Source organism: Frateuria edaphi (assembly GCF_021117405.1).
GTDB lineage: Bacteria > Pseudomonadota > Gammaproteobacteria > Xanthomonadales > Rhodanobacteraceae > Frateuria_A > Frateuria_A edaphi.
The window spans coordinates 1,251,979-1,273,574 of sequence record NZ_CP088251.1; the positions used below are offsets into that span (position 1 = coordinate 1,251,979).

Here is a 21,596-nt window from a genome sequence, read left to right on the forward strand (position 1 = left end):
TTTGAGCCGGCCGTCAAGCGGCAGGCGATGCCCCCAGTGGGCGCTTCGATAGCGTGGCGGCCTCGACAACCCGGGCGACCGCCGTTTTCCCAGGCGGAACAGGAAGACGCTGCGCGCAGCCTTGCGCGTGACCCGCGCTCACGTGCCGCCGATATCAAGGCGAGTAGATCGTTACGGTTCCGCCAGCCATGCCACGCTCCCCGGAACCGATTCGTGGCCGTGCCTGGCGCCGATCGATGACACGCAGCCGGCAACTCCACTGGAAGGCGGCGCCTCCGGTTGGCAAGCGCTAAGGCGGCTTTGCTACCGTCCCCTGTCTGCCATACATCCACTGCACAGGAACGATCCATGAAGACCAAAGCCTACGGCGCCCATGCCAGCGACAAGCCGCTCGAAGCTATCGACATCGAGCGCCGCCAGCCCGGGCCGCACGACGTGCAGATCGACATCGCCTACTGCGGCGTGTGCCATTCGGACCTGCATACGGTGCGCTCGGAGTGGGCCGGCACCTTGTACCCCTGCGTGCCGGGACACGAGATCGTCGGCCACGTCAGCGCCGTCGGGAGCGAAGTGACCGGCTTCAAGGTCGGCGACACCGTCGGCGTCGGCTGCCTCGTCGACAGCTGCCAGCACTGCGCTTCCTGCGGCGAGGGGCTGGAGCAGTTCTGCGAGAACGGTTTCACCGGCACCTACAACGGCAAGACGCCGGACGCCCCCGGCCATACGTTGGGCGGCTACTCGCAGCGGATCGTGGTCAGTGACCGCTTCGTGCTGAAGATCCACCATCCGGAAGACCAGCTCGCCGCCGTCGCGCCACTGCTGTGCGCGGGCATCACTACCTATTCGCCGCTGCGCCACTGGGGTGCCGGTCCCGGCAAGAAGGTGGGCGTCGTCGGCATCGGTGGGCTGGGCCACATGGGCATCAAGCTGGCCCACGCGATGGGCGCGCACACGGTCGCCTTCACCACGTCCGAATCCAAGCGGCAGGACGCGCTGGACCTGGGCGCCGACGAGGTGGTGATCTCGAAGAATCCGGACGACATGGCCAAGCATGCGGGAAGCTTCGACTTCATCCTCAACACCGTGGCGGCCAGCCACGACCTGGACGCCTACACGCGGCTGCTCAAGCGCGACGGCACGCTGTGCCTGGTCGGCGTGCCCGAGCACGCGCATCCGAGCCCGAGCGTGGGAACGCTTATCTTCGGGCGTCGCTCGATCGCCGGCTCGCTGATCGGCGGCATCGCCGAGACGCAGGAGATGCTCGACTTCTGTGCCGAACACGGCATCGTGGCCGACATCGAGATGATCCCCGCGCGGCAGATCAACGAGGCCTACGACCGCATGCAGCGCAGCGACGTGAAGTACCGCTTCGTGATCGACAACGCTTCGCTGGGCGCGTAGGCGCGGACGCGGCCGTCGCCCGCGTGCGGACGGCCCCGGAGTTCGTCATGCGCTCGTGGACGCGCAGCCGCAGCCCGGCTGCGCGCGTATCGGCGATATCACGGTTGCTTCCACATCGGCGCTCGATACGCCGGTTCGTGCATGCACCTGCCGGTGGCCGCGTGGCGTGATCCGGGAACGGATAGCCGCATCCATGCACGGCGACACGGTGCGCCTTTTCCATTGCCGTTACACTGTCCGGCAGCAAACCGAGCTCGACGCGGGCCGATCCACTCCCGGATGCCGTTCCTGCCGTTGGGCTCATCAAGAACAATGATGCCGTTGCACAACTGTCTTGTAAGGATGTCCCCGATGCGCCGCCCGGAATTCGATCCGCACGGAAGCGCGCGCGAAAGCACGGGAAAGCGTGCGCTCGCGCGTGGCGCCATTGCGATGACCCTGCTGGCCTTGTCGACGCGCGCGGCCTGCGCCGTGGCGCTGCCGACCGACCTGAGCGACCTCACGCTGGAGGATTTGGGCAGGGTGGTTATCTCCTCGGTGGCCAAGGCCCCCGAGCCGCTGGCCAAGGCGCCCGCGGCGGTCTACGTGATCAGCCACGACGACATCATGCGATCGGGCGCCAGGAGCGTGCCCGACATCCTGCGGCTGGCGCCCAACCTGGAAGTGTTCCAGACGAGCCCGAGCAACTACGTCGTCACCGCGCGCGGGTTCAGCGGCAACAACACAGCGCAGAATTTTCCGAACAAGCTGCTGGTGCTGATCGACGGGCGCAGCGTGTACTCGCCGATCTTCTCGGGCATGTACTGGGATGACCAGTTCGTGCTCCCGGAGAACATCGAACGCATCGAAGTCATCAGCGGCCCGGGTGGCGCCTTGTGGGGCGCCAACGCGGTCAACGGTGTGATCAACATCATCACGCGCAATACCAGCGAGGCCGACGGCGGCCTGCTCGCCGTGCGCGTGGGCACCCTGGAGAGCAGCGCGGCCGTCCAGTACGGCGGCGCCCTGGGCAAGGATGCGCACTACCGCGTCTATGCCCGCGACGTGCGCCGCCGCGAACTGGACAACGCCTCGGGCCGGCCGGCACGCAACGGCTGGAACAATCCCCAGGTTGGCTTCCGCGTGGACTGGCAAAGCAGCCCCGACGATGCCTTGATGCTGCAGGGCGACCTGCACGACGGCCGCACCGACCAGCCCGGCGGGTCGGACGCGCGCAGCACCGAGGCCGACGTGCTGGCGCGCTGGCAACACACCATCAGCGGCACCTCGAGCTTCCAGCTGCAGACCTATTACGACCACGTGCATCGCCGCAGCAGCAACGACGGTGGCAGCGGCTTTGCGCTGGATACGCTGGACGTGGAGATCCAGCACGGTCTTGCCGTGGGCAAGCGCCACCAGTTGCTGTGGGGCCTGGGCGACCGGATCTACCGCTACGACATCACGCCGCGCATCGCCGTGGCCAGTTCGCTGCTGTGGGATCCGGCGCGCAACACGCAGAACCTGGCCAACGCTTTCGTTCAGGACCAGGTGACGCTCACTCCCGACACCCAGCTTACGTTGGGCCTCAAGGCCGAGGACGACCCGTATTCGGGCGTGTCGGTGCTGCCCAACCTCAGGCTTTCGTGGACGCCCGGCCAGAACACGCTGCTGTGGGCCGGGGCCTCGCGCGCGGTGCGCACGCCGACGCCGTTCGACGTGGATGTCAGGGAAAAGCTGGGCCCGGTCCTGTTCCTGACCGGCAACCCGGTGTTCAAGCGCGAGAAGCTCACCGCGTATGAAGCGGGCTGGCGAGGACAGGTCGCCACCCGCGCCACCGTGTCGGTTTCGCTGTACTACAACGTCTACGACGACCTCAGGACGATCGAACTCTCGCCCACGGGGCTGCCGCTCATCTGGGGCAACGGCATGAAAGGCCACACCTACGGCGTGGAGGCCTGGGGCAGCTACGCGATCAGCGACTGGTGGCAGCTGGGAGCCGGCTTCGATGCGCAGCGCCAGCATCTGGGCTTCAAGCCGGGCGCCAGCGGCTTGCTTGGCGTGGCGCAGGCGGGCGACGATCCCGAGTACCAGGGTTTCCTCCGCTCCATGATGAACCTCTCCGACAGCTGGACGCTTTACGCCGACCTGCGCGGCGTCGATGCCTTGCCCGATCCGAAGGTGCCCGGTTACATGGAACTGGACCTGCGGATTGGCTGGCTCGTGAACGACAAGCTCGAGCTTTCGCTCTCCGGCTCGAACCTGTTGCATGCGTGGCACCGGGAGTATCCCGCTGGCGACCGCATCGGTCGCGGCGTGTCGCTCGACGCGCGCCTGAACTTCTGACGTTGCCGGGCGCCCAGGAGATGCCGAATCGCACCCGCCATAGCCCGTCCGGTTCCCTGCGCGCCCGCACGGCGGGACTGCTCGCCCGTCTCGGTGGCGTGCGCATGCGCGCGCCGGCCTGCCTGCTTGCGGTCCTGCTGGCGTGCGCGACCTGCGAGGCCTCGCCGCAGCCCGGCGCGGGCGCGCAGCCGGACGTCTCGCTCGAATACGCGGTCAAGGCGACCTATCTCTACAAGCTGGCGCCGTTCGTCAACTGGCCGCCCACCACGTTCGAGGCGGCGGACCAACCCTTCCGCATCTGCGTGGCCGGCGAAGACCCGTTCGACGACTATCTTCAGCACGCCGTCGCCGGGCGCAGCCTGGGTACGCACCCGTTCGAGGTCCGCCGGCTCGAAACGCTCACGTCTGACACGCAATGCCAGATCGTGTTCATCAGCCACCTCTCGACGCAAAGCATCCAGCAGGCGCTCGATGCCGTCAGCGGCAAACCGGTGCTTACCGTGGTCGACTCGACCGAGCCGCACCAGGGCGGCGGCATCGTCCACTTCGTCATCGACCGCGGCCGGGTGCGGTTCGTCATCGACACCGGTGCGGCCGCGCGCAACCACATCACCATCAGCTCCAAGCTGCTCAACCTCGCCCTGGCAGTGAGGGAGGCATCGTGAAAAGGCGGGTCATCGGCCAGCCTTTCGCGTTCAGGCCGGTGATGTCGCTGGTCGCCGCGGGCTTGCTGCTGTTCGCCGGCGCGCTCGCGGCGGGTTACCAGTACCACTCCGCGCACACGGAGCATCGCCGCCAGCTCACCGTACAGGCCAAGATCCTGGCCGCCAGCGTCACCGCGGCGATCGCGTTCAACGATCGCGCCACCGCGCAGGAATACGTCAATGCGCTGATGCTCGATCCACGTCTGGACGCCGCAGCGGTCTACAACGAGGCGCATCGCCAGGTCGCCGGTTTCCAGCGTCCCGGTAGCGAGCCGATTGCGGACAGCCTGGCCAACGGCGGGCGGCTGCCGCACGACCACATGGTGGTGGCCGTGCCCGCGCAGCAGGGCACCACCACCGTGGGCAGCGTGTACCTGCGTGCCGCCGAAACACCGCTGATCATGCAGCTGGCACGCTACAGCGGCGTGGCGCTGCTGACCCTCATGGCCGTGCTGATGCTCTCCGCGCTGGCGGTCGCCCACCGCGTGCTCATGCGCGCCAATGCGGCGCTGCAGCGACGCGCGCGCGAGCTGGCCAAGGCCAACGAACGACTCAGTGCCGAGATGGAACATCGCGCGCGCACCGAGGAAGCGCTGCGGCAGAGCCAGAAAATGGAGGCCATCGGCCAGCTCTCCGGCGGCATCGCGCACGACTTCAACAACCTGCTGATGATCATCCGCGGCAGCCTGGCCCGGCTCAACAAGCATCTGCAGCAGAACGACCCCACAACCGAGCGCGAGCTGCAGCTCGAGCGCGCCGGTGTCGCCGCCGGCGCGGAATCACCGGCCATCCCGGCGCGGGACCTCAAGCTGTTCGAGGAGCGCCAGACGCGCCATCGCCAGATCCAGCGCTATCTCGACATGGCGCAGGACGGTATCGACCGCGCCGCCAGCCTGACCCAGCGTCTGCTTACCTTCGCGCGTCGCCAGCCGCTGTCGCCCAAGTCGCTGCGGCTGGATGCGCTGATCCGCAGCATCCAGCCGTTGCTGGACCATTCGGTCGGCGCCAGCTGGATGATCGATTACCGGCTCGATTCGCAGTGGTCCGTGCTGTGCGATTCCAACCAGATGGAGAACGCCATCCTCAACCTGGTGATCAACGCGCGCGACGCGATGCCCGACGGCGGGCAGATCTCCATCTGCACCGACGACATGCGCGTGGATGCCGAACATCCGATGGCCGGGCTCGATGCAGGTGAATACGTGCACCTGCGTGTGGTCGACAGCGGCGTGGGCATGAGTGAAGACGTGCGCAACAAGGCGTTCGACCCGTTCTTCACCACCAAGCCGGTGGGCAAGGGCACCGGACTTGGCCTGAGCACCATCCTGGGCTACGTCGAGCAATCCGACGGCGTCGCCAGCATCGAGAGCCGCCCCGGTCGCGGCACCACGATCCACATCATCCTTCCCCGCGCGCCCCGCGAAACCCTCCCCGAGGAAGCGTAATGCCTTCTGCCGACACCACTACCCACATCCTGCTGGTCGAAGACGAAGCATTCCTGCGCGAACTGGTCATGGAAGGCCTGCAGGACGCCGGCTTCAATGTGCTCGAGGCCAGCGACGGCACCACCGGTGTGCAGGCCCTGAAGTCGGACCAGCGCATCGACGTGCTGCTGAGCGACATCAAGCTCCCGGACATCGACGGCTACCAGGTCGCCGAAGCGGCGCGCACCCTTCGACCGGGCCTGAAAGTCATCCTGATGACCGGCTACGCCCCTTCGCCGCTGCCGCCCACGCTGCAGTCGGTGGTCTATCGGGTGCTGCAGAAGCCGTTCTCGCTGGAAACCCTGCCGGGGATGGTGAACGCCGCCCTGGAGGCCTGAGCGCGGCGCGGCGGAAGTCCGCGGAGTCAGTCCATCATGGCCCGGGCCGGCGCGTAAAACCGGGCAAGCAGCACGGCCACGCCGCGCAGACCGGCGTGTGGGACCGGCGTGTTCGAAACCTACCGCCACTTCACCGCTGGCCTACATGTCCTTGACTCCCGATCCACCATGTTGGCGGGTGCAAGTCCAGCGACACCTGCCGGCAGGAAGGGCAGGGGAGCTGCGGCGGACCTGGAGGAGGCCGGAACACCATGCGCACCTTCTGGACAACATCAGCCACGCCTGCCGAAGGCGTGATGGTCCGATGATCCAATCGCAGGCTCAGTCGAGCGCAACGAGCCATTCGTCCACTTCCGCCAGCGACGGCCCGGCGGCGGGCGTTCCGGGCCTGGACATCCTCCAGCAGGTCATCGATGCCAGCCCGGCGATGATCCAGGTCGCCGACCGCGATTACCGTTTCCTGGCGATCAACCGGACCAGCGCCGACGAGTTCGAGCGCATTTTCGGGGTGCGGCCCCGGCGTGGCGACTCCATGCTCGACCTGCTTGGTGACAGGCCGCGCGAGCAGGGCGAAGTCAGGGCCGTGTGGAGCCGCGCGCTTGCCGGCGAGTCGTTCCGCCAGACCGGCGAATACGGCGACGCCCGGCGCGGCCGGCGCAGCTACGAGATGAGCTTCTTCCCGCTGCGCGACGCGCGCGGGCAGCAGGTCGGCGCCTTCCAGTTCGTCCACGAGACCACCGGCGCGATGCAGGTACGCGATCCGGTCGACGGGGGCGGACTGCATCGGGCCGGCGGCGCGACCGCGGCGGCGCTGCAGGACCGGCCCTACCGCGACCTGTTCGCGCGCATCCGCGAGGGCTTCTTCATTGCCGAGGTGGTGCGCGACGGGGCGGGCCAGGTCATCGATTTCGTTTTCCTGGAAGTCAACGAGGCGTTCACCGCACAGACCGGCCGTGCGGCACAGGCGGTCGTGGGCCGGCCGGTCAGCGAGGTGGTGCCGGGATTCCCGTTCAGCGTCATCCAGCTCTACGGCAAGGTAGTCGACGAGGGCGTTCCGGCGGCGTTCGAAGTCGAGGTGCCCGCGCTGCAGCTGCGCACGTTCGAGGCCCGTGCCCATCCGCTCGGAGGGCAGTGCTTCGCCGTGCTGTTCCTGGACATCACCGAGCGCAAGCGCATGGAGCAGGCGTTGGAGAACAGCCGCACCTCGCTCGCCACCATCGTCGACTCGGTCGACCAGATCATCTGGACCGCCCGACCCGATGGCTACCACGAGTTCTTCAATCGCCGCTGGTATGAATTCACCGGCGCCACGCCGGGAACCACCGAAGGCGACGGATGGGCCTACCTGTTCCATCCGGACGACCGCGAGCGAACCTTCGAACGCTGGCGGCACAGCCTGGCCACCGGCGAGCCCTACGAGATCGAATACCGCCTGCGCCACCACACGGGGGTCTACCGCTGGGTACTCGGCCGCGCGCATCCGGTACGCAATGACAGCGGGCAGATCCTGCACTGGATGGGCACCTGCACCGACATCCACGAACAGAAGGCTTCCGCCGAGCAGCTGGAGCTGGCCGGCAAGGAGCTGAGCCACCGCATCAAGAACATATTCGCGGTGGTTTCCGGCCTGGTCGCGCTGACGGTCCGGCGGTTCCCCGGAAGCCGCGCCTTCGCCGACGAACTGCTCGCCCGCCTTCTCGCCCTGGACGAGGCCCACGACTATGCCCGCCCGCAGGGAGCCGACGCCGGGCCGGTGGAGAAGGAGGCTACGGTGCTGGGCCTCACCCGGCGCCTGCTCAGGCCCTATGCGCTGGAGGGATACGACCGCATCGAGGTGACTGGGGATGACCTGGCACTCGATCCGCGCGCGCTCACGCCGCTGTCCCTGGCAATCCACGAATTGGCTACCAACGCGGCCAAATACGGGGCGTTTGCCGTGCCTGACGGCAAGGTGCGAATCTGGGGCGAGCGCTCCGTTGACCGCTTCGCGCTGAACTGGCGCGAGCAGGGCGGGCCTCCCGTGCAGGAACCGGAGCGGACCGGCTTCGGCAGCCGGCTAGTTGACCTGACGCTGCGCGAGCAGTTGGCCGGAGAGCTGACCCGCATCTGGCATCCCGAGGGACTCGAGATACGCGTGTCCGTGCCGATCGACCGGCTCGCGGGCGATCAAGCGTAGACCGCACTATCCAGGGCAACAGCATCGAACCAAAAAAGAGGGGGGCGCGAAGCTCGCGGGGCGATGTCCTGCCATGCCGTCTCCGGCCCGATGAGCGCCTGTCCCGCGAACGCGGCATGACTTCAGGCCCATGCACTAGTGTGAACTTCGCACTAACCTTCACAGCAACCCAAGTGGCAGTGCAGGCAAGCGTGTGGACGATCGGGTCGGCCATCTGAAGAAATTCCAGAAGGAGCTCTCCGCCGGCACCGTTTCGCTGGTGTTGCTGGCGGTGCTGGGGCAATCGAGGCAGCCGCTTTACGGCTATCAGATCGCCAAGCGGCTGGAAGAGCTGGGCGAGGGCGTGCTGGCGGGCAAGCAGAGCGCGCTCTACCCGGTGCTGCGCAACCTGGAGGCGGCCGGGTTGCTGGCCAGCGAAGTGGAGCCTTCGGTGAGCGGTCCGCCGCGCCGCTATTACCGCGTTACCAAGCCGGGGCGGGACGTGCTGCGCGAATGGGTCGCGGCCTGGAACGCCACGCGTGATTCCGTCGACAAGGTCCTTCAAGGAGAGGTGTGATGAACGCACCGCGCACGATCAACGAATATCTCGACCAACTGCGCGCCGCGCTGCGCGGCGCCGACCCGGCACTGGTGCAGGATGCGCTCTACGACGCCGAGGAACACCTGCGCGCCGAGCTGGCCGAACAGCCGGGCCGCAGCGAGGCGGACATGCTGGCCCATGTGGTCGGGAGCTACGGCGCACCGGAAGAGGTGGCCGAGCTCTACCGTGACCAGGAAATCAAAATCCAGCGCGCGTTGCGACCGCCGCTGCAGCCCAGGCGCCGCTCGCTGGCGGGGCGCTTCTTCGGCGTGGCGGCCGACCCTCGCACTTATGGCGCGCTGTTCTACATGGTGCTGGCGCTGGCCACGGGCATCTTCTATTTCACCTGGGCGGTCACCGGCGTGTCGCTGTCGGCGGGGCTGTCGGTGCTGATCGTCGGCTTGCCGTTCATCGTGCTGTTCTTCGGCTCGGTGCGGGTGCTCTCGCTGGTGGAGGGCCGGATCGTGGAGGCCATGCTGGGTGCGCGCATGCCACGGCGTCCGCCCTATCCGACGCGCGAGCTGACCCTGATGAAGCGCATCGGCGCCATGTTCACCGACGCGCGCACCTGGACCACATTGCTGTACATGCTGTTGATGCTGCCGCTGGGTATCGTCTACTTCACCATTGCGGTGACGCTGATCTCGGTGGCGGTGGGCTTCATCGGCGCGCCGATCGCCTGGGCGTTCGCGCCGAGCTGGATCTCGGACGTGTACGTCAACGACCAGCCGGTCATCAACTGGGGCTTCGGCCAGCACGTGCCGGGTTGGGGCGACGCGATCGCGCTGTGCGTGCTGGGCGTGCTGCTGTTGTTCGCCACGCTGCACCTGGCGCGTGGCCTGGGCCGAATGCATGGGCAGGTCGCGCGGCACCTGCTGGTGCGCGGCTGAGCGTTGGTAGCAGGGTGGGCTTCGGCCCACCAGCGGGGCTCGCGGCAAGGCGTCTGGCGGGCTGAAGGCGCCCCGCGAGCCTGATGAAGGTCAGAAATCGTCGCCGTCGACGATTTCCAGGCCCGCGTCCAGTCGGCGGGCTTCGGCTTCGGCGACCACCCGCACCGCATCGGCGCGCATGTCGTCCGGTGCGTCGACCTCGACCATGAAGACTTTGCCCTCGCTGTCGTCGACGAGGTTGGCCGAGCTGGAATCGTCGCGCACGCCCAGCATGAAGTCCTCGATCTCCTCGACGTGTTCGATGCCGTCGATGCCGTGCAGCACGGTGATGATCGAATCGGCGGCGTCACGGTTGCCGATGAGGCGCAGGCGGATCATGGACATGACTGGCTCCAGATGGGGCGGTTGCAAAAATGCTGGAGTGCCCCATGTATGCGTCGGGTGATTGCCAGGCCGTACCATGGGCTTTTTTCGCGACCGCCCAGCCCATGCCCAAGACCTACGATCGCGCCTATTTCGACAAGTGGTACCGCGACCCGCGCCACGCCGTCGCCTCGATCGCCGAACTCAGGCGAAAGGTGGCGCTGGCGGTCGCACAGGCGGAGTACTACCTGGGTCGCCCGCTGCGCAACGTGCTCGATGTCGGCTGCGGTGAGGCACCGTGGCGCGCGCCGCTGCGCGCACTGCGGCCGGGCGTGGAATACCGCGGACTGGACGCGAGCGCCTACGTGGTGGCCCGCTACGGGCGCAGCCGCAACGTCGGGCTGGCAAGTTTCGGCCAACTCGAGCACCTGCGCTTCGACAGCCGCTTCGACCTGATCGTGTGCACCGACGTGCTGCATTATCTCAGGCCCGGCGAGATCCGCGCCGGCCTGGCCGGCATCGGCGAGATGCTCGAGGGCGTGGCGTTCCTGGAGGTTTTCACTAGCCGCGACGACGTCGTCGGTGACCGCGAAGGGTTCCTGTCGCGGCCGCCCGCTTGGTACCTTCGCGAGTTCGCGCAGACGGGCCTGATGCCGTGTGGCTCGCATTGCTACCTGGGGCCGCGGCTGGAGCGTCACGTGGCGGCGCTCGAGCGTGCAAGGGTCGCAGGCTAGGCATTCACGGCGCGGATGGAGGCGGGTCGCATAATCCGCCGTCTGCCGCCGCGGGTGCAGGTTGTTTTGGTTCGAGAGGTCAGTCATGTCGACAGGTGAGGAAAACTACAGCCGGATGGTGCAGGCGCTGGACACGCTTGCCATGGTTTTCCTCGATCCGCAGGGTCGGATCGCCAGCTGGAACGCAGGTGCCGAACGCATTTTCGGCTACGCCGTCGCCGACATCGTCGGCCAGCCTTTCGAGTCGCTGCAAACCCCGGAGAGCTGCGCGGCGGGCTTGCCGGAGCAGGCCCTCAAGGCGGCAAGGGATGACGGACGCGACGAGGAAACCGGTTGGCACCAGGGCAAGCACGGCCAGCGGGTGTGGGCGCGAACCATCCTGGAGGCCGTGCGTGACAGGGCGGGCAAGCTGGAGGGCTACGCCTACCTGGTCCGCGACATTCCCTGGCCGCACCAGTCCGACGACATGCTTGGCAGCAACGAGCAGCAGTTCAGCCTGCTCGTGCAGGGCGTGCGCGACTACGCCATCTACCTGCTCGACCCGGACGGCCATGTGGCCAGCTGGAATGCCGGCGCCCAGCGCATCAAGGGTTATCGCGCCGACGAGGTGCTGGGCAAGCACTTCAGCCATTTCTACGCGGACGAGGACGCCAAGGCCGGAAAGCCCGCCCGCAACCTCGCCGTCGCGCGCACGCAGGGCGTGTACGAGGGCGAGGGTTGGCGCCGGCGCAAGGATGGCTCGCTGTTCTTCGCGCATGTGGTGATCGACCGCCTGACCGACGACACGGGCCGGGTCGTGGGCTTTGCCAAGATCACCCGCGACGTGACCGAGAAGAAGCGGGCCGAAGAGGAACTGGCGGTCGCGCGCGAGGCGCTGTTCCAGTCGCAGAAATCCGAATCCATCGGCCAGCTCACCGGTGGCGTGGCGCACGACTTCAACAACCTGTTGATGGCGGTGATGGGCAACCTGGAGTTATTGCGCAAATGGTTGCCGCCGGCCGCGCGCCCGCAGCAGCTGCTGGACAACGCGATGGCCGGCGCGCAGCGTGGCGCGGCATTGACCCAGCGCATGCTCGCCTTCGCGCGGCGCCAGGAACTGCATCCGCGGCCGGTCGACGTGCCGCTGCTGGTGCATGGCATGGCGGACCTGATCCGACGCTCGCTGGGGCCGGAAATCCGCATCGGCACCAGTTTCCCGCTGCAGCTCCCGCGGATATTGATCGACCCCAACCAGCTGGAACTGGCGCTGCTCAACCTGGCCGTCAACGGCCGCGATGCCATGCCGCAAGGCGGCCGGCTGGAGATCGGGGCGCGCAGCGAGTGGGCCGGCGAGGGCCACTCGACCGCGCTGCCTCACGGCGAATACGTCTGCCTGTGGGTGGCCGACGAGGGCCACGGCATGGACCCGGATACCGTCCGGCGCGCCACGGAGCCGTTCTTCACCACCAAGGGCGTGGGCAAGGGCACCGGCCTGGGCTTGTCGATGGCTTATGGCCTGGCCGAGCAATCGGGCGGGCGCCTGCTGCTGCAGAGTCAGCCGGGCAGGGGCACCACAGTGGAAATCTGGTTGCCGGTCGCCGCCGCGACGTCCGACGCGACCGCGGTCGCCGAGGCGAGCGAGGACATCGATGCCCCGATGCATGCGGGCGAGCCGCTGAGCCTGCTGGTCGTGGACGACGACGAGCTCGTGCTGCTGAGCACGATGGCGATGGCCGAGGATCTCGGTCACGCCGTCCATGCCGTGCGTTCGGCCGAGGAGGCACTGGCGTACGTCGATGCCAAGGGCGAGGTCGACGTAGTCATCACGGACCAAGCGATGCCCGGCATCACCGGCATCCGGCTGGCCAAGCTCCTGCGCGATCGCGATCCGGGCCTGCCGATCGTGCTTGCTTCCGGCTATGCCGAGCTTCCCGGGGCGCCCGCCATGGAACTGGTGCGGCTGGGCAAACCCTTCACCAGGCGCGAACTGCATCGGGCCATCGCCGATGCCGCCGGCCAGCTCGGCGTGGCGAGGGCTGGCTGAGCATTTTGCGGGCGTGATCGGCGGGCTTCGCGCCGCATCCTTCCGGGAACCTCACGTCCCCATGTCCCGCCTGCGCTAAAGTGCCCTGGCTGGTCGCAGGAACGAGGTGGTTTGCCATGCAGCACCGCGCGGATCCGTTCTCCACGCAGGCGTGCGCCGGAATGCCGTTTGGCAGCGAGGAGCGCCTGGAGCTGGCGACGCGCGCGGCCAAGCTGGGCATCTGGGACTGGAACCTGCTCGATAACACGTTCGTCTATTCCCCCCGCGCCCGCGAGATCTGCGGCTTGCCGCCGGGCGACGAACCGTTGCGCCTGGAACAGCTGCAGGCACGCACCCATCCGGACGACCTGCCGCGCACGCATGGCATGTTGCTGCGCGCGCTCGATCCACAGATCCGCGAGCGCGTGCCCTTCGAATACCGCGTGGTGCACGATGACGGCGAAGTACGCTGGGTGATCGCGCATGGCCAGGCGTTGTTCGCGCCCGTCGATGGCGAGGTCCGCGCGGTGCGCTACATCGGCACGTTGCAGGACGTCAGCGAGTGGCGCCAGCTGCGTGCGGCGCTGGAAACCAGCCAGGCGCGGCTGCACCTGGCCATCGAAGCCGGGCGCATGGCGGTGTGGGAAGCGGACCTGCGCAACGAGACGCTCGTCGGCTCGCCCGAACTCAACCGCCTGCTCGGCTTTCCCGAGGACGCCACGCCCACGATGGAGCAGATTCGCGCCGGCTACCCCGCTGGCGAACGCGAGCGTCTGCAGGCGTGCATGGTCGATGCGCTGGCCCATGGCGAGCGCTTCATCGAGACAGAGTTTCGCTATGTCTGCCCCGGTGGCGAAGGGCGCGCGCTGCTGCTGCGTGCCGAGATCCACGCGCAGGACGGCCAGCCGGCGAAGGCGATGGGCGTGCTGATGGACGTCACCGACCGCCGCCGCGCCGAGGATGCGCTGCGCGCCAGCGAAGCGCGGCTGAAGCTCGCCCAGCGGGTGGGCAAGATCGGCGTATGGGACTGGGAGCTGCCGTCGGGCGACGCCAGCTGGTCGCGCGAGATGTACGTGCTGTTCGGGCTTGACCCGGACGCGGGGATCACGCCCGAAGAGGCCTGGCTTGCCACCGTGTACGAGGAAGACCGCGTGGCCGTCGACGAGGCGGTCCGCCGCAGCACCGAAAGCGGCCAGCCGCTGGACATCGAATTCCGCATCCGCACCCACGGCGAGACGCGCTGGATCCTCTCCAAGGGCACGCCCGTCATCGGTTCCGATGGCGGGCGCCGGATGATCGGCGTCAACCAGGACGTCACCGGCGCGCACCGCGAGCGGACCGCGCTGGAGGATCGCAACCGTGCGCTGCAGGAGGCGGCGCTGCGGATCGGGCGCGAGCGCGAGCGGGTGTTCGAGCTCAGCCGCGACCTGTTCGCGGTGGCCGGGTTCGACGGCTACTTCAAGGTCATCAATCCCTCCTGGACCCGCATCCTGGGCTACGACAGCGAGACCCTGCTCGCGCGGCCTTTCCTGGATTTCATCCATCCGGAGGACCGGGCCACCGCCGATGCCGTGCTGGCATGCCTGCGCCGCGGGCACGTGGCTCCGCCGTTCGAGAACCGCATGCGGTGCGAGCACGGCGGCTGGCGCTGGATCGCCTGGACTGCAGTGGCCGAGCATGACCGCATCTACGCGGTCGGGCGCGATGTCACCCAGGAGAAGCTCGCCGCGCACGAACTGGAGGCGGCCAACCGCCAGTTGCGCAACCAGATCGAAGGCCGCGAGCGGGTCGAGGCGACGTTGCGCCAGATGCAGCGGCTGGAGGCGGTCGGCCAGCTCACCTCCGGCGTGGCGCACGACTTCAACAACCTGCTCACCATCGTGCTGGGCAACCTCGACCTGATCGAAATGACGGTGGACGACCCCAAGGTGCGCCGGCGGCTGGACCTGATGCGCCAGGCCGCGCTGCGAGGCGCCACGCTGACCTCGCAGCTGCTCGCGTTCTCGCGCCGGCAGCGGCTGGAGCCCAAGGTGGTCGACCTGAACGGCACCGTCCAGGGCATGAGCGAGCTGCTCCGCAGCACCATGGGCGGCAGCGTTGCGGTGGCGGCACACCTGCAACCGGGTTTGTGGAGCGCGTTGGTCGATCCGACCCAGATCGAACTGGTGATCCTCAACCTCGCGATCAACGCACGCGACGCCATGCCGGTGGGCGGCAGCCTTGCCATCGAGACGGCCAATGCCTCGCTCACCGACGAGCCCCGAGTACCCGGCGAGCCGACGCCGGGCGACTACGTGGTCATTTCGGTCACCGATACCGGCACCGGCATGAGCGAGGAAGTGCGCGCGCACGCGTTCGAGCCGTTCTTCACCACCAAGGGCGTGGGCAAGGGGTCCGGGCTGGGCCTGGCACAGGTGCTCGGGTTTGCGCAGCAGTCCGGCGGCGGCGTGCGCATCGAGAGCCGGCCGGACGCCGGAACCACCGTGCGCGTCTACCTGCCGCGCGCGCAGGCAGGCGTGGCCGCGGAGCCGGCGATGGCCGACAACCACACCCACGCCGAGCCGCTGCCACAGCGCCGGTTCGCGCTGCTGGTCGATGACGACAGCGCGGTCCGCGATGTCACCGCCGCGCGGCTGCGCCAGCTCGGCTTCGAGGTGCTGGAGGCCGGGTCTGGCGGCGCGGCGCTGGATCTGCTGGACCGTTCGGCGCAGGTGGACCTGCTGGTGGCGGACTTCGCCATGCCCGGCATGAACGGCGTGGAGGTTGCCCAGCAGGCCCGCGCACGCCGGCCCGAACTGCCCGTGCTGTTCGTTACCGGCTATGCCGACCAGACCGCATTGGCGGGCGTCGGCGAGGAGCGGGTGGTGCAGAAACCGTTCCGCGACGACGAGCTGGAACGCAAGGTGCTGGCGGTAGTGGGCGCCTGACCTGCGCCGTCCCCTTGCCGGGGCTCGAGAGCTTCCGCATGGGCAAGCTTCGGGACGGTAGGAATCCGCAGCTCGCATGCCTACCATGCAAGGGGTGTCCCCTCGCAAAGGTGCTCCTGTGAACCGATCGCTCGCCTACGCCATCGCCGCGGCCTTGCTCGCGCCCGCGCTCGCCAGCCCCGCATGGTCCACCGACCTGCCGACGTTCGACCCGCACCGCCTGTCGCAGGAGGTCAGAACGCTCTCCTCCGACGCCTTCGAAGGGCGCGGCCCGGCCACGGCGGGCGAAACGAAGACGGTCGACTACGTGGTCGCGCGGTTCAAGGACGCCGGTCTTTCGCCGGGCGGCGCCATCGTCGACGGCAAGCGCACCTGGACCCAGCCGGTGCCGCTGGGCCGCTTCGAGATCGTCGGTACGCCCACGTTCTCGCTGAGCGAGGACGGCAAGGCCATGGCCCTGACCCAGGGCGAGCAGATCGCCGTGCGCGCGGCGATGGACGGCAGCCGCAAGGTCGACATCGAGAACGCGCCGCTGGTGTTCGTCGGCTACGGCGTCAAGGCACCCGAGCGCCACTGGGACGACTTCAAGGGCGTGGACCTCAAGGGCAAGATCGGCGTGGTGCTGGTCAACGATCCGGACTTCGAGACCGGCCGCGGCGACTTCGGCGGCAAGGCGATGACCTACTACGGCCGCTGGACCTACAAGTACGAGGAAGCCGCGCGCCAGGGCGCGCTGGGGATGCTGGTGGTGCACGAGACCGCACCGGCCTCCTACGGCTGGGCGACGGTGAAGAATTCCAACACCAACGTGCAGTTCGACATCGTGAGGGACAAGCCGGCCGCCGAGCACCCCACGCTGGAAGGCTGGATCCAGCACGACCTGGCGGTGCAGATGTTCAAGGCCGCGGGGCTGGATTTCGCCGCGCTCAAGAAGCAGGCGCAGAGGCGCGACTTCAAGCCGGTGACGCTCGATGGCGTGACCTTCTCGGCGCACTACGACGTCGACGCCAAGGTGATCACCTCGCAGAACATCGTCGGCCGTGTCGAGGGCGCCAAACGCCCGGACGAGACGGTGATCTACAGTGCGCACTGGGACCACCTGGGCGTGGGCGCGCCGGACGCCAAGGGCGACCGCATCTACAACGGCGCGGTCGACAATGCTACAGGCACCGCAGCGCTGATCGAGCTGGGACGCGCCTTTGCGCGTGCGCCGCGGCCCGAGCGTTCGGTCGTGTTCCTGGCGGTGACCGCCGAGGAAAAGGGCCTGCTGGGTTCGGAGTACTACGCCACGCATCCGCTGTACCCGGTCGGCAAGACCGTGGCCGACATCAACACCGACGCGCTCGACCCGAGCGGCCCCGCGCGCAACTTTTCCATCTCCGGCAACGCGAAGCTCGGGCTGCTCGATCGCCTGATCGCGCTGGCGAAGACCTACGGCATGAGCTACGCGCCCGATCCGCACCCGGAGGCAGGCAGCTTCTTCCGCTCCGATCATTTCTCCTTTGCGAAGCAGGGCATCCCGGCGATCTCGTTCGAATCGGGCAACGACCTGGTCAAGGGCGGCAAGGCGGCGGGCGAGGCCGCGGGCAAGCTCTACAACCGCGAGCACTACCACCAGCCCTCGGACGAATGGCAGGCCAGCTGGACGTTCACCGGCATGGCGCACGACCTGCGGCTGCTTTACCAGCTCGGCTACCAGCTCGCCGACTCGGACGCCTGGCCGGCTTGGTCGAAGGATTCGGAATTCCGCGCGGTGCGCGAGAAGACGGCCGACCAGCGCAAGTGAGGGCCGGGGGGGATCGCGCCCCCGTCCGCCTGTCGGCACCTTCCCCCGTAAACGGGGAAGGCCCGCACTAGGGTGTGGCACCTCGCACACTGATCGACCGACGCCCGAGCATGCGCCCCTGTGCGTCGGTCGCCACCAGCCGATAGTCGCCCGGACGCAGGTAAAGGTCGCTGGCCGACGCGCCAAGGGTGGGACGTAACAGGCGGCCGGTCGGCCCCTGGCGCGGCGGTGGATCGAACACCAGCCGGTCGGCCGGGATCGCCGTATCCGTCTCGTTGGCGTAGCGCGCTTCGACCAGGCAGGGATAGTCGGATCGGCAGATTTCATCGCCATCCACCGGAACCGGCTTGCGCAGGCCGTCCAGCGCGAGCCAGGTGGGGCGGCCACGACGCAGCGTTTCGGGCGGAAACAACACGCTCACGTCGTAGCCGTCGCGCAGCGCCCACGGCTTGCCCTCCATATCGAGGAACACCATCGGCTGCACGGGTTTGAGCCGCGCCACCAACGCCGCGTAGTAGGGATGATCGTGTGTGGCATCCGGATGCGGCACCAGCATGGTCTGCTCGACCGTCAGCGGGTCGATGCCACTCAACGTGCGCAGGTGTTCGGCCATCGACTGGCCGCCGAGGTACTTGCCGCTTTCCTGGATATGCCCGTAGCCGGCGTCGACCACCAGTCGCGCCTTCGGGTTGGCCTTGAACACGCGCTCGTAGAGGTTGCGCGCCTGCGAGCGCTCGCGCGCATCGCCGCTGTCGCCGCCCTCGGCTTCGTAGGCCACCACGCGATAGCCGAGCCTGAGCGCGGTACGCACCATCTCCGCGCAGAGCGGTTCGTTCGTGTAGAAGCCGGTGCCCTCGACCGGCCAGCCGCGCGCCTGCAGCTTGTCGTCGCTGGAATAAAGGGTCTCGGCAGCGAAGGTATCGAATCCTTCCTCACGCAGCCTGGCGAGCAGTTCGATGGTCAGCGTGCGGGTCAGGGGGACGTGGTGGATCTCGTTGAAGAAGACCGCCTGCCGGCCACGTGCGAGCCTGGCGATCGCATCGATCGCCGGTTGCGCCCGCATACCCGGGCCGAGCGGCAGGGCATGGTCGCCGGGCAACTGCGTTTCCTGCACCGAGAAGCTTGCGGCGGCGTTCGGGTAATCGCCGATATAGGTCTGGTACCAGGCCAGGTACTGGCCGAAGATCACCGGAAAGGCCGGGTTGCGGTCGCCCTCGAACATGGCCGAAAGCATGGTCTCGTAGCGCCCCAGCAACGACTTGCGGCGATCGGCCTGGCGCATGATGCGGTCGGCCTTGTCCGCCGCTTCCATCTGCAGCGCGTACCAGCGCTCGGGTGTCATCGCCGGCTTGTCCTGCCTGGGCATGGCGATGGCCATGCCGATCGGGAGCAGCAGACAGGCGACGCAGGTGGCAAGGCGGCAGGAGGACATCGTCGGGGACTCCGTGCGTGTCCCAGAGTCTGTACCAAAAGCCGTCCCCGTGTAGCGTCCTGGACAGGACGTCGTCGGGTCGGCTTCAGCCCATCATCGGCACGCACAGGGTGGAGTGAAGTCCACCCTACGAAGTTGGCCGCACGCGGAACGCCAGACTGATCCGCGGTCCCATGGCCGCGCGCTGCTTGGGAATGCCGTGGTCGTAATGGAACTGGCTGGCGTAGTCCATCAGCAGCAGGCTGCCGGCGGCCAGGTCTAGGTGCAACACGCGCCGTGGCGGGCGCTTGGCGCGGATCACCATCTCGCGCGTGGCGCCCAGCGACAGCAGGGCGATCGGGTAGCCGCGCACCAGATCCTCCAGCTTGTCGTTATGCGGCGCCACGCTGTCGTGCTCGTCGCGGTAGAGGTTCAAGCCCACGCTGGTGAAAGGTGCATCGACTTCCGCGCGGACCGCCGCGAGCACTTCGTGCAGCGGCGCGGGCAGGGCGGGATCGGCCAGGTCGAAGTGCGCGCGCAGGCGCGGCACATCCACCTCGCGCTCGTACATCACGCGGCGACCGCCGCGCCAGGCAATACCCTCGAACAGCTGCGTGAACCACGCTTGCGCCGTTTCGGCCGGCACCACGTCGGGGGTGTAGGCGACGCGACCGCTGGCATCGTCGAAGAGCACCTGAGGGCCGGCGGCGAACAGCGAGAACGAGGCCATGGCGCCCTCACCCTTTCGGCGCGTTTTCCCGCGCGATGGCATGCTGGCGCGCCCGCCAGGTTTCGGTGGTCTGCGGCTTGACGAACAGCGAGGTCACCTCTTCGTGGCAGCTCTTGACCGCGTTCTCGATGCGGTTGATGCATTGCTCGATCTGCGGCGTGGTGAGCCGGTCCTCGAACTCGGCGCTCAAGGCCGCGACCACGGTGTGTGGGCCCATCTGCACGGTCAGCACGCCGTTGACGTGGCCTACGCCCGGATCGTTGGCGGCGATCTCCAGCAGCGATTCCCGTAGCCGCGGATGCGCCGGCTCGCCAAGCAGCAGCCCCTTGCTCTCGCGCGCGAGCAGGCTCGCGGAGATCGCCAGCACGATCGCGATGCCGATCGAGGCTGCGCCGTCGAGCTCCGGCCTGTCGAACACGCGGGCGCACACCACGCCGGCGAGCGCGATCAGCAGGCCCAGAAGAGCGGCCGAATCTTCCAGCAGCACGGTGAAGGTGGTCGGGTCCTTGCTCTTGCGGAAGGCTTCGAAGTAGCCCATCGATCCCTTGGCCGCACGAAACTCCCGCAATGCCAGGTACCACGAACTCCCCTCGAACAGCATCGACACGCCCAGCACGATGTAGTTGATCCGCGGATCGGTCATGGGTTCGGGATGGCGCAGGTGGTTCACGCCTTCGAACAGCGATACGCCCGCGCCCAGCGCGAACACCAGCAACGCGACGATGAAGCTCCAGAAGTAGAGCTCGCGGCCATGGCCGAACGGATGCACGGCGTCCGGCGGCCGGGCCGCCTGGCGCATGCCGTAGAGCAGCAGCAGTTCGTTGGATGTGTCGACCAGCGAGTGCACGCCCTCGCTGAGCATCGCCGAACTGCCGGAAATGCCCGCCGCCACGAATTTGGCGATGGCGATGGCCAGGTTGCCGGCAAGCGCGGCGTACACGACCAGGCGCGAGTTGGACGAGGAGGAGGACATCGTCAGCTCTCCACGTAGCGTCGCTGGCACAGCTCGCAGAAGAAGCTGCGCCGGTTGGTCTTGCCAAGGTACGCGCGATGGAATTTCACGTGGTCGCGCGGGCAGATGCTCTTGTTGTGTGCCAGCCAGTGCTTGCGCAACACGAACGCGCGCTTCCATTCGAGGAACTCGAAGCTGTACTGGCGCGCCTGCTCGACCAGCTCGCGCAGCTTGCGGGGCGGCAGCGCGCCGACGGTCGAGAGCGGGTGCGTGCGGATGCGGAACAGCACCTCGTTCTTGATGATGTTGCCCACGCCGGCGAAGACGTCCTGGTCGAGCAGCGCATCGCAGGCGAGCGTGTCCGGCATGGCGCGCAGGCGCTTGCGCGCGAGCGCCGGCTCCCAGGCATCGGACATCACGTCGGCGCGCCAGTCGTAAAGATCGTCGAGGTCGCCATCCAGCAGGCGAACCGAGCAGCTGTAGAAGTTGAGCTCGCCCTCGTCGAACTGCAGGCTGAGCCTCGGGGCGGCGTCCTTGCGCTCGTTGATGCGGTAGCTGCCGAACATCAGCAGGTGGATGCGGATGGTCACGTCGGGAAGCTCGATGAGCGTCTGCTTGCCGAAGCTGCGGAAGGCCACCACCGGTTCGCCGGCGAGCCGGGTCATGTCGATCTTGGCGTTGCCCTCGGCGCGGCGGATCCTGCACCCGGTGAAGGGTGCCAACTCTCCCCGCAGAATGACGATCGAAGGGCCCTCGGGCACGGATCACCTGTCGTGGCTGCCTTGGCGCATTCTGG

General features: G+C 67.9%; 17 protein-coding genes. 12 read left to right on the forward strand and 5 right to left on the reverse strand.

What is annotated here, in order from left to right; translation table 11 throughout:
- Positions 1-348: 348 nt before the first annotated feature.
- From LQ772_RS05735 to LQ772_RS05770, 8 genes are all read left to right on the forward strand, one after another.
- Positions 349-1,401, forward strand: coding sequence for an NAD(P)-dependent alcohol dehydrogenase (locus LQ772_RS05735; protein ID WP_231324839.1), 1,053 nt, complete (start codon positions 349-351; stop codon positions 1,399-1,401).
- 351 nt (positions 1,402-1,752) lie between these two features.
- Positions 1,753-3,723, forward strand: a complete 1,971-nt coding sequence (locus LQ772_RS05740; protein WP_231324841.1) for a TOL_0244 family TonB-dependent receptor — start codon at positions 1,753-1,755, stop codon at positions 3,721-3,723.
- Positions 3,724-3,743: 20 nt separating this feature from the next.
- Positions 3,744-4,388, forward strand: a complete 645-nt coding sequence (locus tag LQ772_RS05745; RefSeq protein ID WP_231324843.1) for a TOL_0243 family YfiR-like periplasmic protein — start codon at positions 3,744-3,746, stop codon at positions 4,386-4,388.
- Positions 4,385-5,872 carry a sensor histidine kinase gene (locus tag LQ772_RS05750; RefSeq protein WP_231324845.1) on the forward strand — a complete coding sequence of 496 codons (1,488 nt, stop codon included), beginning with the start codon at positions 4,385-4,387 and terminating at the stop codon, positions 5,870-5,872. The genes LQ772_RS05745 and LQ772_RS05750 overlap by 4 nt, the downstream gene beginning before the upstream one ends.
- Positions 5,872-6,249, forward strand: a complete 378-nt coding sequence (locus LQ772_RS05755) for a response regulator (protein WP_231324847.1) — start codon at positions 5,872-5,874, stop codon at positions 6,247-6,249. The genes LQ772_RS05750 and LQ772_RS05755 overlap by 1 nt, the downstream gene beginning before the upstream one ends.
- A 304-nt stretch (positions 6,250-6,553) precedes the next feature.
- Positions 6,554-8,425, forward strand: coding sequence for a PAS domain-containing protein (locus tag LQ772_RS05760; RefSeq protein ID WP_231324848.1), 1,872 nt, complete (start codon positions 6,554-6,556; stop codon positions 8,423-8,425).
- Positions 8,426-8,618: 193 nt separating this feature from the next.
- Positions 8,619-8,981 (forward strand): PadR family transcriptional regulator, encoded by a 363-nt coding sequence (locus LQ772_RS05765; RefSeq protein ID WP_231324850.1) that lies wholly within the window; start codon positions 8,619-8,621, stop codon positions 8,979-8,981.
- Entirely contained in the window at positions 8,981-9,895 is a 915-nt protein-coding gene (locus LQ772_RS05770) for a sensor domain-containing protein (RefSeq protein ID WP_231324852.1), read from the forward strand. Before LQ772_RS05765 ends, LQ772_RS05770 begins: the two co-directional genes overlap by 1 nt.
- Before the next feature lie 90 nt (positions 9,896-9,985).
- Here LQ772_RS05770 and LQ772_RS05775 read toward each other — a convergent pair whose 3' ends face one another.
- Positions 9,986-10,279, reverse strand: coding sequence for a hypothetical protein (locus LQ772_RS05775; protein WP_231324854.1), 294 nt, complete (start codon positions 10,277-10,279; stop codon positions 9,986-9,988).
- A gap of 104 nt (positions 10,280-10,383) precedes the next feature.
- Between LQ772_RS05775 and LQ772_RS05780 the strand changes: the two genes are divergently transcribed.
- From LQ772_RS05780 to LQ772_RS05795, 4 genes are all read left to right on the forward strand, one after another.
- Entirely contained in the window at positions 10,384-10,992 is a 609-nt protein-coding gene (locus LQ772_RS05780) for a class I SAM-dependent DNA methyltransferase (protein ID WP_231324855.1), read from the forward strand.
- 85 nt (positions 10,993-11,077) lie between these two features.
- Complete coding sequence (locus tag LQ772_RS05785; RefSeq protein WP_231324857.1) at positions 11,078-13,015, forward strand: hybrid sensor histidine kinase/response regulator; 1,938 nt, start codon at positions 11,078-11,080, stop codon at positions 13,013-13,015.
- 116 nt (positions 13,016-13,131) lie between these two features.
- Positions 13,132-15,921 carry a PAS domain-containing hybrid sensor histidine kinase/response regulator gene (locus LQ772_RS05790; protein WP_231324859.1) on the forward strand — a complete coding sequence of 930 codons (2,790 nt, stop codon included), beginning with the start codon at positions 13,132-13,134 and terminating at the stop codon, positions 15,919-15,921.
- Between the two features lie 85 nt (positions 15,922-16,006).
- Complete coding sequence (locus tag LQ772_RS05795) at positions 16,007-17,707, forward strand: M28 family metallopeptidase (protein WP_231325934.1); 1,701 nt, start codon at positions 16,007-16,009, stop codon at positions 17,705-17,707.
- A 67-nt stretch (positions 17,708-17,774) separates the two neighbouring features.
- On the opposite strand, the gene LQ772_RS05800 is transcribed toward LQ772_RS05795, so the two are convergent.
- The 4 genes from LQ772_RS05800 to LQ772_RS05815 form a co-directional block, all read right to left on the reverse strand.
- Entirely contained in the window at positions 17,775-19,139 is a 1,365-nt protein-coding gene (locus LQ772_RS05800) for a hypothetical protein (RefSeq protein WP_231324861.1), read from the reverse strand.
- A 127-nt stretch (positions 19,140-19,266) separates the two neighbouring features.
- On the reverse strand, positions 19,267-19,848 hold the full coding sequence (locus tag LQ772_RS05805) for an alpha-ketoglutarate-dependent dioxygenase AlkB (RefSeq protein ID WP_231324862.1): 582 nt from the start codon (positions 19,846-19,848) through the stop codon (positions 19,267-19,269).
- A gap of 7 nt (positions 19,849-19,855) precedes the next feature.
- A complete protein-coding gene (locus tag LQ772_RS05810; protein WP_231324864.1) occupies positions 19,856-20,821 on the reverse strand; it encodes a cation diffusion facilitator family transporter in 966 nt (321 codons plus the stop codon).
- A gap of 2 nt (positions 20,822-20,823) precedes the next feature.
- Entirely contained in the window at positions 20,824-21,561 is a 738-nt protein-coding gene (locus tag LQ772_RS05815; RefSeq protein ID WP_231324866.1) for a DNA-formamidopyrimidine glycosylase family protein, read from the reverse strand.
- Between the last annotated feature and the right edge of the window lie 35 nt (positions 21,562-21,596).